20 protein-coding genes are annotated in these 20,655 nt (G+C 33.0%); 12 read left to right on the forward strand and 8 right to left on the reverse strand.

Annotated features, from left to right (window positions below; all coding sequences use genetic code 11):
• Positions 1-26 precede the first annotated feature (26 nt).
• Both EE116_RS11735 and EE116_RS11740 read left to right on the forward strand, forming a co-directional pair.
• Positions 27-1,340 (forward strand): SMODS domain-containing nucleotidyltransferase, encoded by a 1,314-nt coding sequence (locus EE116_RS11735; RefSeq protein ID WP_206159278.1) that lies wholly within the window; start codon positions 27-29, stop codon positions 1,338-1,340.
• A gap of 3 nt (positions 1,341-1,343) precedes the next feature.
• Positions 1,344-1,964, forward strand: coding sequence for an SLATT domain-containing protein (locus EE116_RS11740; RefSeq protein WP_122874649.1), 621 nt, complete (start codon positions 1,344-1,346; stop codon positions 1,962-1,964).
• A 668-nt stretch (positions 1,965-2,632) separates the two neighbouring features.
• Here the strand turns inward: EE116_RS11740 and EE116_RS11745 are convergent.
• The 5 genes from EE116_RS11745 to EE116_RS11765 form a co-directional block, all read right to left on the reverse strand.
• The gene (locus EE116_RS11745; RefSeq protein ID WP_122874650.1) at positions 2,633-2,890 is read right to left on the reverse strand and encodes a hypothetical protein; all 258 of its coding nucleotides are present in this window, start codon (positions 2,888-2,890) and stop codon (positions 2,633-2,635) included.
• 37 nt (positions 2,891-2,927) lie between these two features.
• Complete coding sequence (locus tag EE116_RS11750) at positions 2,928-3,545, reverse strand: ATPase (protein ID WP_122874651.1); 618 nt, start codon at positions 3,543-3,545, stop codon at positions 2,928-2,930.
• Between the two features lie 78 nt (positions 3,546-3,623).
• Positions 3,624-4,418 carry a Fic family protein gene (locus tag EE116_RS11755; protein ID WP_122874652.1) on the reverse strand — a complete coding sequence of 265 codons (795 nt, stop codon included), beginning with the start codon at positions 4,416-4,418 and terminating at the stop codon, positions 3,624-3,626.
• A gap of 53 nt (positions 4,419-4,471) precedes the next feature.
• Positions 4,472-5,548, reverse strand: coding sequence for a Fic family protein (locus tag EE116_RS11760; RefSeq protein ID WP_338120547.1), 1,077 nt, complete (start codon positions 5,546-5,548; stop codon positions 4,472-4,474).
• On the reverse strand, positions 5,538-5,747 hold the full coding sequence (locus tag EE116_RS11765; protein WP_122874654.1) for a hypothetical protein: 210 nt from the start codon (positions 5,745-5,747) through the stop codon (positions 5,538-5,540). Before EE116_RS11765 ends, EE116_RS11760 begins: the two co-directional genes overlap by 11 nt.
• Before the next feature lie 257 nt (positions 5,748-6,004).
• Between EE116_RS11765 and EE116_RS11770 the strand changes: the two genes are divergently transcribed.
• The 3 genes from EE116_RS11770 to EE116_RS11780 all read left to right on the forward strand — a co-directional run bounded on the left by EE116_RS11770 (position 6,005) and on the right by EE116_RS11780 (position 7,684).
• A complete protein-coding gene (locus EE116_RS11770; RefSeq protein WP_122874655.1) occupies positions 6,005-6,994 on the forward strand; it encodes a tyrosine-type recombinase/integrase in 990 nt (329 codons plus the stop codon).
• A gap of 82 nt (positions 6,995-7,076) precedes the next feature.
• Complete coding sequence (locus EE116_RS11775) at positions 7,077-7,316, forward strand: type II toxin-antitoxin system HicA family toxin (protein ID WP_122874656.1); 240 nt, start codon at positions 7,077-7,079, stop codon at positions 7,314-7,316.
• Entirely contained in the window at positions 7,313-7,684 is a 372-nt protein-coding gene (locus EE116_RS11780; protein WP_122874657.1) for a type II toxin-antitoxin system HicB family antitoxin, read from the forward strand. Before EE116_RS11775 ends, EE116_RS11780 begins: the two co-directional genes overlap by 4 nt.
• A gap of 340 nt (positions 7,685-8,024) precedes the next feature.
• Here EE116_RS11780 and icmH read toward each other — a convergent pair whose 3' ends face one another.
• Genes icmH through tssJ form a run of 3 tightly spaced genes read right to left on the reverse strand, consistent with a single transcriptional unit; the run spans position 8,025 to position 10,553 of the window.
• Positions 8,025-8,666, reverse strand: coding sequence for a type IVB secretion system protein IcmH/DotU (gene icmH, locus EE116_RS11785; protein ID WP_206159279.1), 642 nt, complete (start codon positions 8,664-8,666; stop codon positions 8,025-8,027).
• An 18-nt stretch (positions 8,667-8,684) separates the two neighbouring features.
• Complete coding sequence (gene tssK / locus EE116_RS11790) at positions 8,685-10,079, reverse strand: type VI secretion system baseplate subunit TssK (RefSeq protein WP_122874658.1); 1,395 nt, start codon at positions 10,077-10,079, stop codon at positions 8,685-8,687.
• 18 nt (positions 10,080-10,097) lie between these two features.
• Positions 10,098-10,553, reverse strand: a complete 456-nt coding sequence (tssJ, locus tag EE116_RS11795; protein ID WP_122874659.1) for a type VI secretion system lipoprotein TssJ — start codon at positions 10,551-10,553, stop codon at positions 10,098-10,100.
• A gap of 127 nt (positions 10,554-10,680) precedes the next feature.
• On the opposite strand from tssJ, the gene EE116_RS11800 reads away from it, so the two are divergent.
• The 7 genes from EE116_RS11800 (at position 10,681) to tssM (ending at position 20,649) form a co-directional block, all read left to right on the forward strand.
• Positions 10,681-11,982 carry a type VI secretion system domain-containing protein gene (locus EE116_RS11800; RefSeq protein WP_122874660.1) on the forward strand — a complete coding sequence of 434 codons (1,302 nt, stop codon included), beginning with the start codon at positions 10,681-10,683 and terminating at the stop codon, positions 11,980-11,982.
• 91 nt (positions 11,983-12,073) lie between these two features.
• Positions 12,074-12,559: a type VI secretion system contractile sheath small subunit gene (gene tssB / locus EE116_RS11805; protein WP_122874661.1), complete on the forward strand. Its 486-nt coding sequence runs from the start codon at positions 12,074-12,076 to the stop codon at positions 12,557-12,559.
• 9 nt (positions 12,560-12,568) lie between these two features.
• Entirely contained in the window at positions 12,569-14,020 is a 1,452-nt protein-coding gene (tssC, locus tag EE116_RS11810; protein WP_122874662.1) for a type VI secretion system contractile sheath large subunit, read from the forward strand.
• Between the two features lie 13 nt (positions 14,021-14,033).
• Entirely contained in the window at positions 14,034-14,426 is a 393-nt protein-coding gene (locus EE116_RS11815; RefSeq protein WP_122874663.1) for a GPW/gp25 family protein, read from the forward strand.
• Positions 14,426-16,144, forward strand: a complete 1,719-nt coding sequence (tssF, locus tag EE116_RS11820) for a type VI secretion system baseplate subunit TssF (protein ID WP_122874664.1) — start codon at positions 14,426-14,428, stop codon at positions 16,142-16,144. Before EE116_RS11815 ends, tssF begins: the two co-directional genes overlap by 1 nt.
• Positions 16,141-17,046, forward strand: a complete 906-nt coding sequence (locus EE116_RS11825; protein WP_122874665.1) for a type VI secretion system baseplate subunit TssG — start codon at positions 16,141-16,143, stop codon at positions 17,044-17,046. The genes tssF and EE116_RS11825 overlap by 4 nt, the downstream gene beginning before the upstream one ends.
• Positions 17,047-17,133: 87 nt before the next feature.
• A complete protein-coding gene (gene tssM, locus EE116_RS11830) occupies positions 17,134-20,649 on the forward strand; it encodes a type VI secretion system membrane subunit TssM (RefSeq protein WP_122874666.1) in 3,516 nt (1,171 codons plus the stop codon).
• The last annotated feature ends 6 nt before the right edge of the window (positions 20,650-20,655 follow it).

Consider the following 20,655-nt stretch of genomic DNA (forward strand, 5'->3'; position numbering starts at 1 on the left):
GATACAAAGATTATTAAACAGAAAGGTTGCAGCAAAACATGGGCATTGCTAGTAAATTTGAAAATTTTATTTATGCTTTACGTATACCGGATGATAAGATAGCAAAAATAGCAGATAGATATAAGCAAATTACAAAAAGATTGAACAATGATTTTTGGGATGAGAACTCGGAGAAAGAGCATAGCTTGTATGTTGGTTCATATGGGAGAGATACTGAAACAAAAACCAGCGATATTGATATGTTGTTTTGGCTTCCTTATGAGAAATACTTGCAGTATAATAGCTATAGCGGAAATGGGCAATCAGCTCTACTCCAGGATGTTAAAGAGTCCATTAGAAAGACATATTCACAAACTGACATAAGGGCGGATGGGCAGGTTATTATTATTGATTTTAATGACGGGATTTGTTTTGAAGTTGTGCCTTGTTTTGAAAATAATGATGGTAGTTTTGAATATCCTGATACTAATGATGGTGGTAGCTGGAGGACTACAAACCCAAGACCTGAAATACAAACAATAAAAGATAAAAACAAGGAGTGGAATAAAAATTTAAAAAGGTTATGCAGAATGGCTAGAGCTTGGAAAGATGAATTTGGAGTGTCTATTGGCGGATTGTTAATAGACACCTTGGCGCATAATTTTTTAGAGAACTGGGAATATAAAAACAAATCGTATTCGTGCTATCATTGGATGATTAGAGATTTTTTTGAATATTTAAAAAATCAAAATAAAGAGCAAAAATACTGGCATGCGGTAGGCAGTAATCAAAAAATTTATAGAATAGGTAAATTTGAAAATAAAGCTAAAAAAGCATATGAATTATCTCTAAAGGCAATAGAATTTGAGGAAGAGAAAAACGAAGAAAAAGCCAATGAAAAATGGAGTGAGATATTTGGAAATATTTTTATTAAAGAAGATAAATCAGTAAAATTTTCCAATAAAAACTATAGAAATACTGAAGAGTTTATTGAAGATCAATTTAATATAGATATAAGATATATTTTAGAAATTGATTGTAATGTTACACAGAATGGATTTAGACCATTTAAATTATTAAATATGTTAGCAGAAAGAAAAATTTTATTACCAAAAAAGAAATTAGAATTTGAAATAATTAAGAATACAGCGGTTGGCGACTATGATATATATTGGAAGGTTTTAAACCGCGGTGATGAAGCCAAGAGAAGAGATGAAATAAGAGGACAAATAATCAAAGGAGACAAAATCAAAATAGAGCATACTAAATTTAAAGGCAACCATTTAGTAGAGTGTTATATAGTCCAAAAGAATGTTGTTGTTGCGCGAGATAGAATAGATGTGCCTATTATAGAGGAGTAGGAAATGACTAAAGAAGTATTACTAAAACGAATAGCAGAGAGTGCTTACAATGTGGGATTTGGCGCAAAGAAACATTTTGCAACCTATGATATTACTTCAAAAGTCCCTGGAATTATTGAGTTCTTATCGTTGGCCATAGGCGTTTTAGCTTTATGTTTTGATGTAGTTAGCACAAAAATAGTTTCAACGTGTTTGATAATTTTTGGAATCGTAAGTATTTATATTTCAAAATATAATGAAAGTCAAGTTGAATACAGTAAGGCTGCTAGCGAATTAACTCAAATTTTTAATGACATGAAAGACTTGTACTGTGACGTAAAGTCTAAAGAACATACGGAAAATTTAGATACTGACATATCTAAACTAAAAGAACTTGAAGAGAGGTTTTATCTAATTTCAAGGCCTAAACAAATAATTTTAAGCGACTGGTTTGCTCACTATAAATTCTTTTGGCAGTGGAGAACACACATAAAATGGCTGGTTGACGAACTAGGCCTAACGAAAAAAGACAAGATTCCATTATCTTTTGTTGCAATTTGTACTTTCATGTTTGTTGGGCTATTGATATTAGTGTTTTTTGATTGCATTGCAGTATTTTGGAGTCTGTTAATAAATTTTTGCTAACAATGTGGCGGGGACATGGCTTCTATAAAGCCGATACCCGATGAATATCATCGGCTCAACAAAAATTTAATGCACATACAAACTAGACTTCTTTGAGTTTTTTAATAATAAAGTCAATGTCGTGAAACTATCTGTTTTTAGTAGCCAAGAACAATTTAATGGGCTAGCCAGATAAGTGCATGATTCGCGCCCCTCCTCAGGATGTTGGCTATATCAGTATAGTCTTTCCATTCGGCTCTATCGTTTATAGTCTTTAGCTTCACAGATAGTAGAGCAAAAAACTTACAAACTTCAGAATATTGCCATCGGCGTTTTATAGGATTAGTCGTTTTTACGAAGTCCAAATTCTCAAAAAAGATATTTTTGCGCTATTACTCGTTTGAAATATTTTTATCTAGCTTTATCACTCCATAATCCTCTCCTGGGTAAATTTTTTGGGAAAAATCAAGCACCAAACTCCAAAAACTCGTCAAACCAGCCGCGCTGCGCATTATTTAAGGTGCGCAGCATATCCTCTTTATTTTCCAAAGCAGGGACAATTCGTCTGAGTTAGCATAGCGCATAGCTTGAGCTACGATTCTTTCAGGCGTCTCCATAACATCGTAAGGTAGCTTCCACCAGATGTATTTATTTGCAAAATATCTTAAAATTTCATCTCTACTCACTAATTATAGCTCACTCATAAGTTTTAAATTTATCTCTTTTAACGCCTCTTTTACAAGAGTATTGGCTTCTTGTTCTTTGCCCAGTCTTGTCGCCAAATCCAAAATAACATTGTATAGCATTACATTATCTTTTGGAAATCTAGTGCACTCCATTCCAGCATTTACATAACTTTCCATAGTTTCTCCAAGCTCTTTTGGGCTTTTGGTCGCGCCTAGCTCTCTTAAAAGCTCGTCTGAAATCTCCACTTTTTTTAATGCCATTGTCTTTTCCCTTTCTAATTTTATTTTATAATGTTGTTTAATTTACTGTTTTTATAACGTTTTCAAACCATTCTATTTTATTGGGCGAATAAAGGGTGATTGTGCCATCTTGCTTTTTAGCGATAAAATTTAAATTTGAAAACTTTTGTTTTTCTCTATCCTCGATCAATTCACTATTATCAAAAAAATAAATCACATCGCATATTGGGATAATGTGGGCTAAATTTTCAAAGCTTTGTGAAAAACGCCTTTCAAGCGTTGCTTCATCAATGGAGTGTCCGTTTCTTGCTGCTCTTATGGCCACTCGTTGTTTTGAGAGTTCGATGCTATTTAAGCCAACATAATAAAGGGTAATATAGTAGCCAGCCTCTTTGGCTTCATTTATAAATTTAACTATACTATGCCCGCTAAGAGTAGTTTCTATATTAAAATCTATCCCTCGCTTAATGTAAGACTTTCTTAGCTTTAATGCAAGCCTACCAGCTCTATTTTGATCTTTGGGATTTTGCCAGTCGCCAAATTCTCTAACGATTTCATCAGAATTTATCCTTGCACCATAGATGACAGAATCTACTTCAAGCTGGTTAATATAAAATGTAGATTTACCTGCGCCATTTACACCTGCAAATATATATAGTTTCTTTTGATCGTCCATTTCTTATCTCTTTACTCTTTTAAATTTTAAAGCTAAAAAGCCTAAATTTACACTTTTGAACTTTTTTCTGGGAAATTTTTAAGCCTCTCCATCTATTTTTGTCCCAAATCCTGACATAACTTTTTCAAGTGTAGAATATGCTTCATTCAAATCAATGCTTGCACCATCAATATAGTCTTTTAAAATAGCCTCATATTCATCTTGGCAAGACAAACAAGTATCTATTAAAAATCCCTTTTGGTTCTCATAATTTTTAAGCCCACGATAGTAAAATGCCTGATGCTCTACATCTATTATAAAAGGGGTAATGCCATTTTTAAGGCACTCTTTAAACATTATTAACCTACCAATTCTACCATTACCATCTTCAAATGGATGTATTCTTTCAAATTTATAATGAAAATCTATAATATCTTTTATGTCTATATTAGTTTTTATAGTATATTCACTAAGTAGCCTTTCTATCTCTTGCACAACTTGTTTTGGTTTAGTAGTTGAAAAATCCCCTATATAATTTGCTGTTTTCTTATAGTCGCCTATTACATCATCGCTAGTCCCATTCTTTAAAATTCTATGAAGCTCTTTTAAAAAATCTTGCGTGATAGGCTCGTGAATTTTTTCTAATATAAAGTCAAATGCCTTAAAATGATTTCTGGTTTCTAATATATCGTTTATTTTTATCTCTTCGCCGTCTTTTTCCGAAAAAAAGGAGCTTGTCTCATAAATATGCCTAGTCTGCTCCTTGCTTAATCTACTGCCCTCAATATGATTAGAATTGTATGCAAAAACTATCTGGTTTAAATGATAAAAACCGTTTTTTATATGATTTCTCTTTTCATATAGTAAAATTTCAAGCGAAGAAAATTTTTCCATAGCTAAACCGCCTTTAAGATTTAAAACCTATATTTGATCTCATTTTTACTCCTTTACTTGTATTGTATTTTTAACTTGCTATCTTCGTTTTCATTGTCGATATAGCTATGTTTTAAGTCGGTATTACTATCATTACTTAAAAGATAACTATTCCTGTTTTCTTTTATTTTTAAATAACCGAATTTTACAAGCTCGTCAATTTCTTTTTTAGCCATATCTTTGCTGATTTTAGCAATAGATGCAAATTTGGCGATATCTATACCGCCGTCAAAGTTGCTAACGCCGACGTCCAATACTTTGTTTAGGACTTTTTGTTGGGTCTTGTTTAAATTACAAGTTCTAAATTTATCCCAAAAATCGGTCTTAAAGGCAATATTCTTTATAAGATTGATACTATCTTTGATGGCACGGTTCGTCATTTCTAAATGCCATTTAATCCACGCCGTAAAATCACAATTTGGATTACTCACAAGTTTGGTCGTCTGTTCTAGCTTCTCGTAATAAGCTTTTTTGTTGCTTTGAATAATGCTAGAAATAGAATACAATTTAATATTATTATTCGGCAAGCAATAGTCCGCCAACGCCCTTGTTATTCTACCGTTGCCGTCATCGTATGGATGTATAACTACAAACCATAGATGAGCTATCGCACTTTTTACATAAGCGTTTTCTTGACTATTATTAATAAAATCCAAAAATAACTTCATATATTTTTCAATATGTTTTGGCGGAACAGCTTCATAATGAATCTTTTCGCGCGTCATTGCCCCAGAAACAACTTGTATTTGGCTATCTCTAAATTGAGCTACTTTGATTTTAAATAAACCGCTATATCCACTCTCAAATATAGCATTATGCCAACCGTGCAATCTTTCGATACTCATAGGCGCTTTATTTAAATTTGCGTCTATTAATATCGATATTAAATTATCGGTTTGTCTAGTCGAGCTAGTATCGGCCAAGCCGTCAAACTTTTCGTCTAGTTTCTTTTTTATCGATGAGCGAACGCTTGCTCTATCGAGTATTTCGCCTTCAATAAGCGATGAGTTTATAATCTCGTTTTCCAATGAGCTGATTTGAGCTTGTAAAAAATCATTTTTATTTATTTTATTTACTATATTACTTAATATAGTATGATTTTTTTTCTATCTCCTTAATTATCCCAACAGTATCTACCTTATTATAAATAAAATTTGGATAGTTATGGTGTTGCCATATCCATTTTTTATTCTTATACGACTCATCGCAAAATATATTTTCATTGGTTATATTATACGCATTTAAGGCATTATTAATATTTTTTTGTTTATCGTTGTTATTAATATCCATATTTAATCCTTAATATAGTGTATTATAGCTAATATATTGAAATAGGTCAATATAATATACGCTTTATAGCTTATTGCTATCAATAATACCTAGTTATATAATTATTACTTGACAAATTTAGCTATTGTGATATAATATTCTAAACTATTTACATAATAGTATTTAAAAATAAGAGCTTTTAGAAAATTTATCCTTGTGATAAATCTTAAAAAATATTTTACATAATAACCAATTATGTAAAATAAAGAGAGGAATTTATGAAAAATGACGAAAAACTAGACTTTGCGGACGAGATGGCAAACTACCGCGATAACTTCATTTCGTATAATAAAATAGCAGACAAGAGCATTAATACGATTAACACGTATAAAAATTGTCTTGACGGCTTTGTGGAGTTTTGTTATGAGAATAATGACATAATTACATTTAATAATCTAAGTCAAAAGCATATAACAGACTACTTTATATGGTTAGATGAACTATATAAGAAAAAACAAAAGAAAAAGGCTATTAATAAAAGTAAAAGTATATCAAGCTCAACAAAGCTTAGTTATTTAACTATCTTAAAGATTTTCTTTAAGTATATTACTAATAATAACGATATGCTTATAGATTTAGAAAAAATACTAGATAACTACAAGATTGCAAAGAAAAAGACGAGCAAGCTTGAAAATTTTATGAAAGAGAGTGAGAGGGATAAAATTTTAGATTACATAGAAAATAGGCTCGTTAAAAAACCCGAGTATAGATATAACAAAAATTATAGAGATTCACTCTTAATAAAGCTAATGTTAAAAAGCGGACTTAGAATAAGCGAGGCATTAAATTTAAAATTTAGCGATTTTCAAGAGAGCGACGACGGAGAATTTTATGATATAAATATACTAGCAAAAGGCGGAGAGTATCAAACGGCTTATATCGCGAAAAGCTATATAGAATCTGAATTTACTTATTTACTAGAACGTAGCGATATCGACAGCTACATCTTTACTGGCGGTCTTGAAAATAAACCTATTTCTAGGCAAAATGCGTATTCTTTACTAGCTCGCATATACAGAAAGTGTGGCATAGTAAATAAAAGAGGTTGCCATATATTAAGGCACTCATTTGCTATGAATATGGTTGAGAAAAATACGAATTTGGGCGTTATCCAAAAGGCTCTTAGGCACAAAAAGATACAGACTACTATGATATACGCCGACGCTACGGGTGATATGGTCAAGAAAGAGATGAAAAGGGTGATGTAGAGTGTTTGACAGTTATATGTTATTATGATATAATAACTATATATTGAATATGTATTTTTATTTATAGTAAATTGGAGCAAGGATGTCGATTTCGAGTAAGCTAATCAAAAAATTAAAAGAAAGTCCAAAAGACGTTAGTTTTGATGATTTGCATAAAATTTTAATCGGCCTAGGCTATGAATGTAAAAATAGCGGCGGTTCTCATTTCGTGTTTCGTAAGAAAAACGCGCCGACGCTAACCTTGCCTAAGCAAAAGCCTATGAAAATTTGCTACGTCAAAGACGTGCTTGAAATTTACGCAGACTCAAAGGAAGACAAATGAAAAAAGATTTAAACTACTACCTAAATTTACCCTATGTCGCAATCGTCGTAAAGGATAAAAACTTTGACGATACGTTTTACTATTATGCCTACTACAAAGAGTATGAATATATAAAAGGCGCTGGAAATAACGAAGCCGAAGCTATAAGCGATTTAAAAAGCGCATTTAAAGACGCGTTGGTCGAAATGCTATCAGATAATGAAGAAATAATAGAGCCTAGGTCGCTTAGTATTAAAACAAAAAGCTATGCTATTACTATGAAAGAAAACATAATGCAAGAGATAGATACCACAGCAAAAGAGCTCGGCATTTCTCGTTCGGCATTCTTGGCTATTTCGGCTAAAAACTATATACGCACGTTGCAATAATATACAAAAAGAAACGGATGTAGTGAGGCGAATACGTAGAATTTATAATATAGCTTCAAAAATAAAATATAAATTTGTATTTACATTTTAAATTTAGCTATGTTTCATAAAATTTAAGTTTAATAGAACTAAATTAATTTTTGGCCATGGCTCTTGATGTATATAAAAACGTCATACAAATTTGTATAATACAATAAAGCTAACTATATTTTGGTATTAGAATCTCTCATAAAAGCGTCGATTTTATTATTAATGCTTGTATTATTTTTTATGTTTTCCTTATCCAGGCTATATATTGAGTACATAAATGAAAGCGCGACCGCCACTATAGCCATCAGTATCACAAGAGTTCTAGTTCCACCAAAAGTAAATTTTTAAGTATATTGTCAGGTTTAGAAGGACTATAGGCTTTTTTAAATAACGTATCTTCATCGCTGCCTATCAAAGGGGCAATAGCTGATGCTATACTTTCACAAAGATATCCGATCTTTTCGTTACAATCATTCTCAAGGTCGTATTTGCCCCTATACCCAAGAGTTAAACAAGCATAAACAACCTCCAAAAGATCTTTGTTTTTCATGGGGTTTTCAAACCATTTTTCCATTATACCAAAAAATTTATTTCCACCTAAATTTTCGTTAAATAGTCTAATAGTAAGAGTATTATTTGCCCAAAAACTATTCATAAAAAGTTCATTTTTCATAAGACTTTCATCTATAAAGACGCAGACGCAGTATCTGAGCCTAGTAATATCGTCTTCATCATAAATTCTAAGACTAGCCAGTTTTGAGCTTATGCTAAGTATATCATTGGTTAATTTCTCTTTTAAACCAACCATTTGCTCTTGTGAAATATTTTGTATCTTTGACATTCTATTAGCAAGAAGCAAAAGCGGCAAGACATGATCTAGGGCCTGATTTGTCCCCAGCCCTTGAAGTCGACTTTCAAACAATATAGAAAATGAATTATCTTTACTTTGCACCTATAGGCCTTTAAAATTTTATAGTATAGCCCACATTTTTATATCCGGGTTAGTTATATTATTTGTGACATATACACTGATAATATTCTCGCCTATAAAAGACTTGAATAGCTTGTCATTCTTGTCTAGTCTATAATAAACATACCCGTTTAATCTTGGAAGAGTGGTTGGAATGATTGAAACCTGCTCGATATTAAGACCGTTAAGCTGGGATGCCACTATATTTTTAATGCTAGATTGAGTATGAATCTTGCACTGTTCTTTAAAATTCTTAAGTAAATAATCGCTATTAACATTAGAGCTAACAGCCAAAAATAGCTCGCCTTTTTCAATAATACCAGCGTTATCAAACATACAATCAAAAAAGCCGTGAGCATTTGACGCGATGCGCGCCATGACATATTTTGGGGAGATGACTTTGGAAAATAACAGCCTTATGTTGTTAATAAGTAGAGAAAAAGTAGTGCTTAGATCGTCATGTTTATAAGCTATAAAATCGCTAAAACTATCGTCGTTGCTCAAGGCGGTCAAATCAGCCTGAAAATCAACTAGCTTCTCATATAAAAATTCAGGATGAATTTTTTGCCTATTTGCTATAGATGCAAAGTTAAGACTCCATTTTTTTAGCATATTTAAGGTCAAATAAGTAGTAAAATCAAGAGTGTTTTTTGATTGATCTATGCCCTTAAATATGCCTAAAAAAGTCTGCTTATGTTGTCTTGTCGAATATATCATCTCATCGATAAATTGCCTTATAAACGGATGCTTGCTTATATCAAGGCAGGTCGGAATAAATTTATCGTCTAACTTTATTTGTCTACTTGAGCTGATATTTTGTATTTTACAAACCGGAATCTCTAGCTCATACGGGGTCTTGCTGCCCAAAACGCCCAAACTGGTTTTAAGACTAGCAAGAACGATGCTTTCTTTATCCTGATCAAAGGCCGATCCCAGTAGATACTCTTCTTCATCGCTCAAATCATTTAGCACATCGACACTAGCATCATCATGAACTTTGGAGCTAATAATGGCTCTGGTTGCTTTAAATTTAGAGCTTGTTATGCTATTTTGGAGACTAACGTCGACTACTAAATTACTCATAGGTATTTTCAAAACTATTATGGACGAGGACAATGAATCAAACTCTACCTCTAGAGGCTCGGGGAGCTCATCTTCATCTGGGGCGTTAAATACAGATCCGTCTTGAACGATAGCAGAAATTCTTCTTAGTCCTATTTTCCCTTGCTCTAGTAGCTCGCTTGAAATTTGAATATCCAAAACACCGTAAAGGTTGGAAAAAGAAGATATAGTTTTTAAATTTATATTTCTCTCAAGATACCTTTCTTGCTGCTCAAAGTGAATCTTATCGACACTCATTCCATTATACCAAACGACTTTTAAATTTTCAGCCATATCTGCACAAGCTTTCGTTTATTCTTTTACTACTAAGGATTTTGCTCCTAGAGCTTTTATATCCTTGTCCGATATGCTAAATATTAAATAATCCTCTTTTATGTCTGAAGTCTTTTTGAACTCCTTTATTTTAGTTTTTCCTTGATCGGCATAAAGTACCAATACACCTACATAAGGAACGTTTTCTTTGTCTATTTTCACGATAGACGCATTGGCATTTGGTTGAATTTGAAGTTTAATGGAGTCAATCTTATCTCTTCCTAGTACTTCGTTTTCTTTTGCAATAAGATCCATCTCGGTAGCCTCTTCAAACTTCTTAATATCGCTTAACTGATAAACTATAACAGTTATTGGAACATTATCGCCGCGATTATTTAAGTTTGAGTTAGGCATATTGTTTATGCCAACTTGTATCTGACCACAACCTACCATAAATATCATAAAAATAGTTGCTAAAAGCGCTTTTTTAAACATAACTAATAACCTTGAATAGTATATCTGTACAAGTATATCAAAGTAAATTTAAAATACTATTAAGGTAAATAATTTTATGATTTTAACTAATAATAGCTATCAGATTTTAAATATATAGGGGTTTTAAATGCAGTTATATTATGAGTTGAATAACAATTTTTCCAATGATATTTTTTTGGATGAGCTGCAAGACGAGATGTCTAAATACAAAACACTAGCTCACGAAACCATAAAATGGGATAGGGTTTTTGATTGTTCTTATCAAATTTTACAATCATTCTCTCTCGATACGAAATTTTTTAGCTTTTTGTGCATAGCGGCTACGAATATAAATTTCCCCAAAAACTATGAAATTCTGAAAGACGTTTTAGAATTTTTTTTAGAAGTATTCAAAGATGATCCGCAAAGGCTTGGCCAAACGGAAAAACTACTAGCTATAAAAAGAAAAATTTTTATTAATTCATTGGACGGTTTTATAGAAGAATTGAATAAACAAAATTTGAATTGTCCTCAAAATTTTGTAGACTCCATGGTCTTTTTACTAAACGAACTAGAAAAAATTATAGATCATAAATTTGTAAATATCGATATCTCGGCTTACTCGTCAAAGCAATCCGAATCTGAAAATGTACAACCGTCGCATACACAAATCGCCAACCAGCCTCAAAGTAATACGCATGCTACGCTTTCTTTGAATTTTGCAACTCATACGGATATTAAAGCCATCAATGATAGGGAATATAGAGACTTTTTTGTAAATTTATCTCTTGAGCTTCTTAAGGATGACTTACAAAACATAAACGCATATGCTATTTTTATGCAAGCGCTATGGGGCAGAATTAAGGCTTTGCCTACAAACAGCGATTTTATCTCGCCAGTTAGATATCCTGATCAAAATTTGATTATAAACATTAAAAATATTGAATCGCTGAATTTAGAAAATTTAATACTTTTTATACGAAATTTGGTCTTAAATCCTTTTTGGATAGACGGTTTAATGATATTTTGTAAATTTTTAAGAAAAAACAATCTATTTTTCATAGAAAATTATATATCAGAACAAACTGCCGTATTTTTAAACAACCATATAGATATACGAAAATTAAAATTTCAAAATTCGGAAGACATGTGTCCTAAAGAAACTTTTGATTTTTTTATGAGCCAAAAGAATACTAAACCAAAAAATACTTCCGACAAAAATATCAATGATTTAGATATAAATGAAATTTTAATAGACATAAATGCCAAAAATACAACCAACAACTCGAGAGAAAATTTAAACTCTATGCTTTTAATGGCGAGTGCCTTTTCCGACAAAGGCATGAAAAGCAACGCAAAAACCATATACGCTCAAATAGTAAATTTTATAGAAAATACCGAACTAAAAGAGTATCTTTCCGATATATATGAAGAAGCGAAATCATTTTAAAACTGTAAACCGATAAAATACTTAAATAGTATTTAATATTTTTTTAAATATAATCTAGGAATTAATTTTAAATTCAAACTAAGGACACAATATGGCCGAAAACTCCGTTGCACCTAAAGAACGTATAAATATAACGTATAAAACCAAAACGAATAACCAAGAGGCCGATGTAGAGCTACCGCTTAAACTTATGGTTATGGCAAACCTGACCGGCTATAACGACACTCCGCTTGAAGAGCGAGAGGTAGTGTCCATAAATAAAATCAATTTCGACCAAGTAATGCAAAAAATGGATATAAAAACAAATTTTACCGTAGAGAATAAGTTGGGCTTGGGCTCAGATGAGATCAACGTAGAGCTTAAAATATCAAATATGAAAGACTTCTCTCCGGATAACATAGCAAAACAAATTCCTGAAATAAATCAACTTTTGGAACTAAGAAAAGCGCTGGTGTCGCTAAAAGGTCCGATGGGAAATATTCCTGATTTCAGAAAAGCAGTTTTGGATGCATTAAAAGACAAGAAAACAAAACAAGAGCTTCTTTTAGAAATAAAAGACTCTCAAGACGTAAAATGAGGAAGTAAAATGCAAGAAGTAAAAGTTAAAACGCCTATTATCGAAAGTATTATGGAAAAAAGCAAGTACTCCAAAGACGACGAAAGCTATAGTATAGTAAAAAAGGGCGTAGCGGAATTTATCTCAAATATAGTAACGTCCCAAAACCCGGAAGAGAAGATAAATAAACTTGCTCTCGATGAAATGATAGCCCACATAGACGACCTTTTGTCAAAGCAAATGGATGAAGTGCTTCACAATAAAGATTTCCAAAAACTCGAGTCGACATGGAGAGGTATCCGCTTTTTAGTAGAGAGAACAAATTTTAACGAAAATATCAAAATTGTCCTCTCCGACATAACCAAAGAAGAAGCTCTTGAGGATTTTGATTCGAATTTGGATATCACGCAAAGCGTAATGTATAAGCAGGTTTACTCCCATGAATACGGCCAGTTCGGCGGAGAGCCGATAGGGGCGATTATAGGCGATTACGAGCTTGACAAAACCAATACCGATATGACGTTTTTAAACAAGATGTCCTCTATCGCCGCAATGAGCCACTCTCCGTTTCTAACATCTTTATCCTCAAAATTCTTTGGGCTAGAAAACTATGCCGAGCTAGAAAATATAAAAGACATGAAAAGTATGCTTGAAGGCCCTCAATACACCAGATGGAGAACCTTTAGGGAAAACGAGGATGCAAAATACGTGGGCTTACTAGCAACCAGGTTTTTAACTCGTTCGCCTTATTTACCGGAGGATAATCCTATAAAAAGTTTTAACTATAGAGAAAACGTAGAAGGCTCTCACGAGCACTTACTTTGGGGCAATTCGGCATATACGTTTGCCACAAGACTTACGGAGAGTTTCGCCGATTTTAGATGGTGCGGAAATATAATAGGTCCAAAAGGCGGCGGAGCGGTCAAGGATCTGCCTACCTATCTTTATGAAAACTACGGTAGCGTGCAAGCAAAAATACCAACTGAAGTCTTGATAACAGATAGAAGGGAGTACGAGCTTTCCGAAAACGGATTTATTACTCTTACTTTACGTAGAGACAGCAATAATGCCGCATTTTTTTCTGCAAATTCGGCCCTCAAACCTAAAATTTTCCCAAATACTCCGGAAGGAAAACAAGCTGAAACAAATTTTAGGTTAGGCACGCAGCTACCTTATATATTTTTAATATCTCGCCTAGCCCATTATCTCAAAGTTTTACAGCGCGAGGAAATAGGTACGTGGAAGGAAAGAGCAGATGTGGAGCGCGGTTTAAACGAGTGGCTAAGGCAGTACATTTCCGATCAAGAAAATCCGCCTGCAGACGTAAGGAGCAGAAGACCGTTTAGAAGCGCTAAAATAAATGTAAACGATATTCCGGGCGAGCCTGGCTGGTACAAAATAGAGCTACTAGCTAGACCGCACTTTAAATTTATGGGCGCTAATTTTGAGCTATCGCTGGTCGGAAAACTAGACAAAGAATAAATTTAGGCGGACTATGTCATTAAGCGATAGGGTTTTACATACATTAAATGAAGAAAACGCAGACAATCCCTATCGCCAAGATATTTTAAACGATATAAAAGAAAATATAAGCATACTATTAAATTCCAAATTTGACGACTGTATAACCATACAAGGCTCAAGCCTACCGGATATGTCTTTTTTAAATATTGATTCGCAAGAACTCTGCCAGTTAATGGGAAAAGAAATATATAGTCTCATTCAAAAATATGAAAATAGAATTAATATAGTTGCCATAGATTACGACGATTCATTAAAGCCGTGGCAATTAACCTTTGATATAAGATATACTAGGCAAAAGGATGCCTTTAAGGAATTTGCCATAAAAGTAACTTTTCGTAACAATAGGTATTGCGAGGTTTTGTGATGAAAAAAAACGAAAACAACATATTGTATTTTCATAAAGAAATGGCCTATCTTCGTGAAATGAGAGAGCTTTTTATAGAAAAATTTCCAAAAGTAGCACCATTTTTAAATACGGACAGCAAAGATCCCGATGTCGAAAGAATCATAGAAAACGTAGCCATACTTACATCTAAAATTCATCAGGAGCTCGATGAGAATATACCGCTAATAGCCGAATCCCTAATAAATATCGTATCGCCAAACTATACCAATCCTGTACCTTCGGTATGTATTCAAGAATTTTCTTTAAAAAGCGATAGCAAAAAAAATAGCGCAGTCATACCCAAAGGCTCGGTCGTCGTTTCCAGGACAATTAATGATGTAAAATGCAAATTTAAAACAGCATATGACGTATTTTTGTATCCTTTAAAGATAAATAAAACGTATCTAGACAATAACAAAAGCGATTATGTTTTAAAATTAGAATTAAGTATCACAAAGGATGAAATAAGCCTGTCAGATATTGGTTTGAACCGCATTAATTTATATCTAGGCAACGACGTATATATGTCTTCTACGCTAGTTATGTGGATGAAAACATATCTAAAAAAAATTATCGTATTTTGTACCGATAGCGGAGAAACTTTTAGCATACCTACTTCATCGCTCGAAGTATTAGGGCTTGACGACAAACTTCTTGATTATGAAGATTTCGGTTTTGAGGCATTTGCTCTTTTGCAGGAACTATTTTTTATGCCGTATAAATTTAATTTTATATCGATAAAAAATTTGGACGTGCTAAAATCTTCCGGCTCTAGAAATTTTACGATCGAATTCGTGTTTGATAGAAGCCTTCCAAACGGCTATTTTCCAAGAGTTGAGCACTTTTCCTTATCTTCTACCCCAGCCATAAATTTATTCGATATGAGCGCGGAGCCTATATTAAATAACAACAATAAAAACGGTTATAGGATTTTTTTAGATAGAGCAAAGATCGACGCTTACAATATAGTTCAAGTCACTAAAGTAGTTGCTCATAATAGTGATACTGGTAGAAGAGTGTTAAAAAACTACAAAAGTTTTGAACGATTTAATTTTTTTAACGGCGAAAATATAGATGATTTTTACTCTTTAAGCGACAGGAGAGACGGCAGCTCAAATTTATTCAAAGAGATCTCGTTTTTTTCCGACTCTCAGAAGGAGCAAACCATAACCGTAGAAACTATATGTTGCAACGGGAATTTACCATCCAAGCTTAAGATATCAGAAATAAACGACTTTCCCGCCCAGCCGGAAATTAATACAAAAAATATTACAGTCCCCACATCTATGCAAAAAGTGAATATAGACGGAAATTTACTTTGGCGACTCGTATCCATATTGTCTTTTAGTTATCGAACCATACTAGAAAAAAAATCATTCCTAGCCGTATTAGATGCCTTTTCATTTGGCGATAGCCCGATATCTAAAATTTTGGCAAGCTCGCTACAAGACATAAAGACTAAATCCATTTATAGAATAGACGGACACATGACGAAAAAAGGCACATTATGTATATTTTATATGGACGAAAGCAAATTTTATAGCATAGGCGAAGTTTATATCGCAGGGCTGGTTTTATCTAAATTTCTAGCCAGCTTTGCTTCCATAAATTCATTTTGCGAGCTGAAAGTAAAATGCACCCAAAGTAAAATAACGATAGACTACCCGCTTCATAGCGGCAATAAAGCGCTACTGTGAAATTAACCGGGCAAACTTCTTTTTATAGACTTATCAAAAAAGCCTTAAACGACTACGACAAAAACGATATCGTTTTAAGAAATAGCTCAAAACTAGGCCATCCCAATAAAGAAATAGAATATGTTAGGCCAAACAATGAAGAAAAGAAAAATTTTCTAGAAATAATGGTAAATTTTATGGGGCTATATGGCAGCTCTTCACAGCTACCAAGCTATATGCTAGATAAATTTTCAAGAAGCGATAACGAAAATTGGAAATTATTTTTTGACTTTTTTAATAATTATTTGCTATGGATATTTTTTGAGAGCGTATCCATGCAAAATTATCCCAAATCTTTTAAGAAAGATTTTAGCGATAGAATTTCAACTATATTATTTAATATTTTAGGCATAGACGACAAAGAGGTGGCCAGGTCTTATCTACCGTTTGCGCCGCTACTACTAAGCTTAAGGAGACCGAAACTACAAATACAAAGGGTATTAGAATATAACTTTAATCTTAAAAATAAACTTTTCATATTGGAAAATATCCCTCATCAGGTAGTTATAGAGCCAAAGCAACGAAGCCATCTAGGTAAACTAAACAACCGCTTAAGTAAAAATTTTATACTGGGCAAGAAAGCGCTGGACTATCAAAGTAAAATGGCTATTTATATAAAGGGCATAAATTACGACGAAGCAATTAAATATTTTCCAAAGGGGCAAAAATACGACAAACTCAAAGAAGGCGTGATTTTTCTTACAAATAACGAATTTGCCGTGGATTTATATATAAACATAAAATATTCCCCTAAAATGAATCTTAAGCTAGGGGACGACTCTCATAGCAAACTAGGCTACGGCTCCATAATAGGAAAAAACAAAAAATACTCTTATCTGATGTTTTTTAGGTTATACTCCTGATATTTCATAAATCCAAATTAAGCATTCGTTTTAAATTTTAAGAAGTTGTGATATAATAAAATAATTATTTAATCAAATCTTGGATCGGTGGTAAAGTTGTCTCTCTCGTTAATATCTAGAATTCTTAGTATTTTTAAAATAAAAGGCGTTTCTATTTTTATATCGCTTATTGCGATTAGTATTCTGTTTTGGCGGTATAGCCCAGATATTGCTTTTAGCGATGTATATATTTTTGCAAACACATCATCTAGGATAATAGCTCTTTGCATTTTTTGGCTAATTGCATTCGTTATTTTCGCCTTGCGTGCAACGATCAAATTTTTCTCTTCTATAAAAGACGATAAAAGACAGCAAATAAAAGAGATAAAAAAGATATCAAACGAATCCGTAAATAAAGCTAAAAGAAATTTTTTTATATCCGTAAAAGATGCAAAAAATACTTGGAAAAACGATATAAAATTTAAAAAAATACCGCTTGTTATGATAATAGGAAATGAAAGAGCTGGCAAAAGTGCTTTCATTAATTATTCTAATATAGAATACCCGCTTGGAGATAGCCTTGATACATACAAAAAAATACATCAAAGTACGACCAATTTTAATCTTTACATATCAAAGAGCGGAGCTCTTATAGATACCGAAGGCATTCATTTTGCTCAAGAAGTTTTATTTAATCCATCTTCAACAGACGAGCTTCCAGAGGATGACGTAGAAAAAAACAAAGACTTTCTCCTAAAAAAGAACATATGGAAAGAGTTTTTAAATTTCTTAAATAAAAATATTTTTCACTCTAAGTTAGGCGGCGCTATTTTAATAGTGGATACTCAACAGTTTTTAGAAAATCCGAAAGAGTACTCAAATGATCTAATAAGATACATGGTAAAAAGAGTAAACGACTGCGAAAATAGCTTGAAAATAAAATTTCCCATTTATGTGGTATTTAGCAAACTCGACCTAGTCGAAGGTATGGGTGATTACTTTAAGCTTTTTAAAGACGATGTCGCAAATAAAGCTTTTGGACTCAGCTTGCCAAATAGCTTTAATAAAGACGAGCTAGATAATGATTTTAAAGAGCTAAGCCGTTCGCTACTTTACAACATAATGAGTAAAAACTCGCTTTCTCACTCCCTTGAAGATAAAAAACGCTCTTATTTATTCTTAAAACAACTAGACAATCTGTTTGCGCTCGTAAGCGACTTTGCCTTAAAATTAAAAGATGAAAATTCATTGAAAAACAGTTCGCCGATCAAAGGCGTTTACTTTGTTAGCGCATTTCAAGAAAACGTACCTATAAACTATCTAGTAAATACGGTGTGCGATAGATACGGTGTGAAAAAGCCGTTAGTTAGAGCCTTTAATAACTATAGCAAGCAAAGCTATTTTGTTAAATCGCTACTAAAAGATATTGTTTTTAAAGGTCACCTGGTAAACCCTAATTTAAATACAAGCCTAAGCGCGAAAATTTTAAATTACGCATTAATAGTTTTTATTTGTACCGCCACTTACTTTGCATGCAGCCATTTTCTAGGACTAAAATCGGCAAAAGAGCTAGAGGCGCAGAATGCTATGCTTTCGGTATCCACACTACTTGACGGCCAAAGATACAAAGACTATACCCCTACTCAAAAGATAGAATTATTACGCAATCTAAAAGACGCCCTAAAAATATACCCTAGACTATTTTCGGGGGATACTAAATTTGAATATCCTCTTTTGGATATATCCTACAAAGGTTTTAAGTCCGCCAAAGACTTGTATACGGAGCTAACGATAGATTTTCTTAAAAATACCATTCTTGTCGAGATGGAAAATATGTTAGAGACCGAGACAAACCCGGACAATCTCATAAAAGCCTTTTATATGTACCAATCGTTGTTTGATAAAGATTTTATAAATGCTAATTTGTTTAAAATTTGGATCAAGACAAATTGGGCTAAATTTGAAAAATACAACGTAAATCAAAACGATTTTTTATCACACGTCGATAGCGTATTAAATGCCGATTTAAAAGATATACCTCAAAATTTAAATTCTATCAAAGTAGCCAATGACAAACTTGTAAAAGTAGAAAGATTGGAAAGGCTATATTCTCTTTTGGAATTTATATCTTATAAAAATGAAAAAGAATTTTACGATATAAAAAAAGAAATTTCCGGAATTAACGGCGTTATCGAAAACAGCAACGCCTTTGAGCCGTTTAATAAAATTTATACCAAAGAGGGCATGAGGCAGTTCTTATCAAATCTAAGCTCCTACATAGACGACTCGGCGAATATCGAAAAATGGCTATTTCAAAACAAACAAGCAAGCGTACTTGATGCAAACGAAGATAAATCGGCTCTGCGCTTAGGCATAGCTAGGCTGTATTTACAAAAATACCGTTCCAGATGGATGACCGTGATAAGCGGCATAACGCCTAAAAAATTTAACTCCAGAAAAGAGACTTTAGATGAACTAGAGATATTATCGAAAGTTAAAAATCCGGTAAATTCGCTTGTAGATACGCTAAATGCAAATACTATTCTAACCGACGAAACTTTCTTAAAATACATATACAGTCTTGGCTATCCTTCTACCGAGATTAGAAAACTATTTTCAAATTTTAGCTCTGATTTTAGCCCGTACCATACGCTAAACGATAGCTCGAAAGAAAACGGCATACTAAATACCATAAGCGACGATGTATCTAAAATCCATAAAAAAATCCTCGACTTTAACTATGAGATGTTACAAAGCGAAAATGACAAAATAACTTATGTAATGGGCGGCGTCAAAAATGAAAACGACCCGTTTATAGTTTTAAATAACGACTCAAAAATGCTACCTAAAGAGCTTATGAACTACTATCAGCAAGTATCTAAGCTGTCTTGGAAGCAGGTAGAGTCGGGAGCCTCTACTCTATTAAATACGGCATGGCAGGATGAAATTTACAGCCTTTACGCAAACGAAATAATGCCGTTTTACCCATTTGACGAGACGGCGGCACAGTCCGTTAGTATACAATCATTTAAAGCTTTTTTCGGGAAAAACGGGGCTTGGAATCAGTTTTACGATAGATTTTTAAAGAAAATTTTAACCAAAGGGACAAACGGCTACAGAGTAAAATCGGCGTATGCGAAAGATTTTAAATTTAGCAAGAGTTTCTTAGAAAACATATCCGTGATAGACAATATAGCAAATACCATGCTTGATCTAAACGACGAGATTAAAATCAACTTCTATATTAAAGCCATTGATTTATCGGCGGATTTTAGCAACATCAACGTTTCGTCGGTAAATGATAAAAGCATAACCTACGATCATACGTTGCCTTCAAGTCTTCACATAACGCCTAAAGATTTTGATACCTCCTCGCAGATCAAATTTGCGGCCAAATTTCAAAACGGTAATAAAATCGAGCAAAAAACGTTTAGCGGAGAGTGGGCATGGCATAGGCTTTTGCGAAATTCAAGCTATAACTCTGAGCAGGGTAAATATTCTCTTTATCTTAATCCGCAAGAAAAATACTACTTCGGATTTGACGTAACGCCTAATAATGCCGAACTGATGGAACTTTTAAGAAATATATCTTCATTTAAGTTGCCTAAAAATATTTTAAATTAAGGAAGA

The organism is Campylobacter showae (genome assembly GCF_900573985.1).
Lineage (GTDB): Bacteria > Campylobacterota > Campylobacteria > Campylobacterales > Campylobacteraceae > Campylobacter_A > Campylobacter_A showae_E.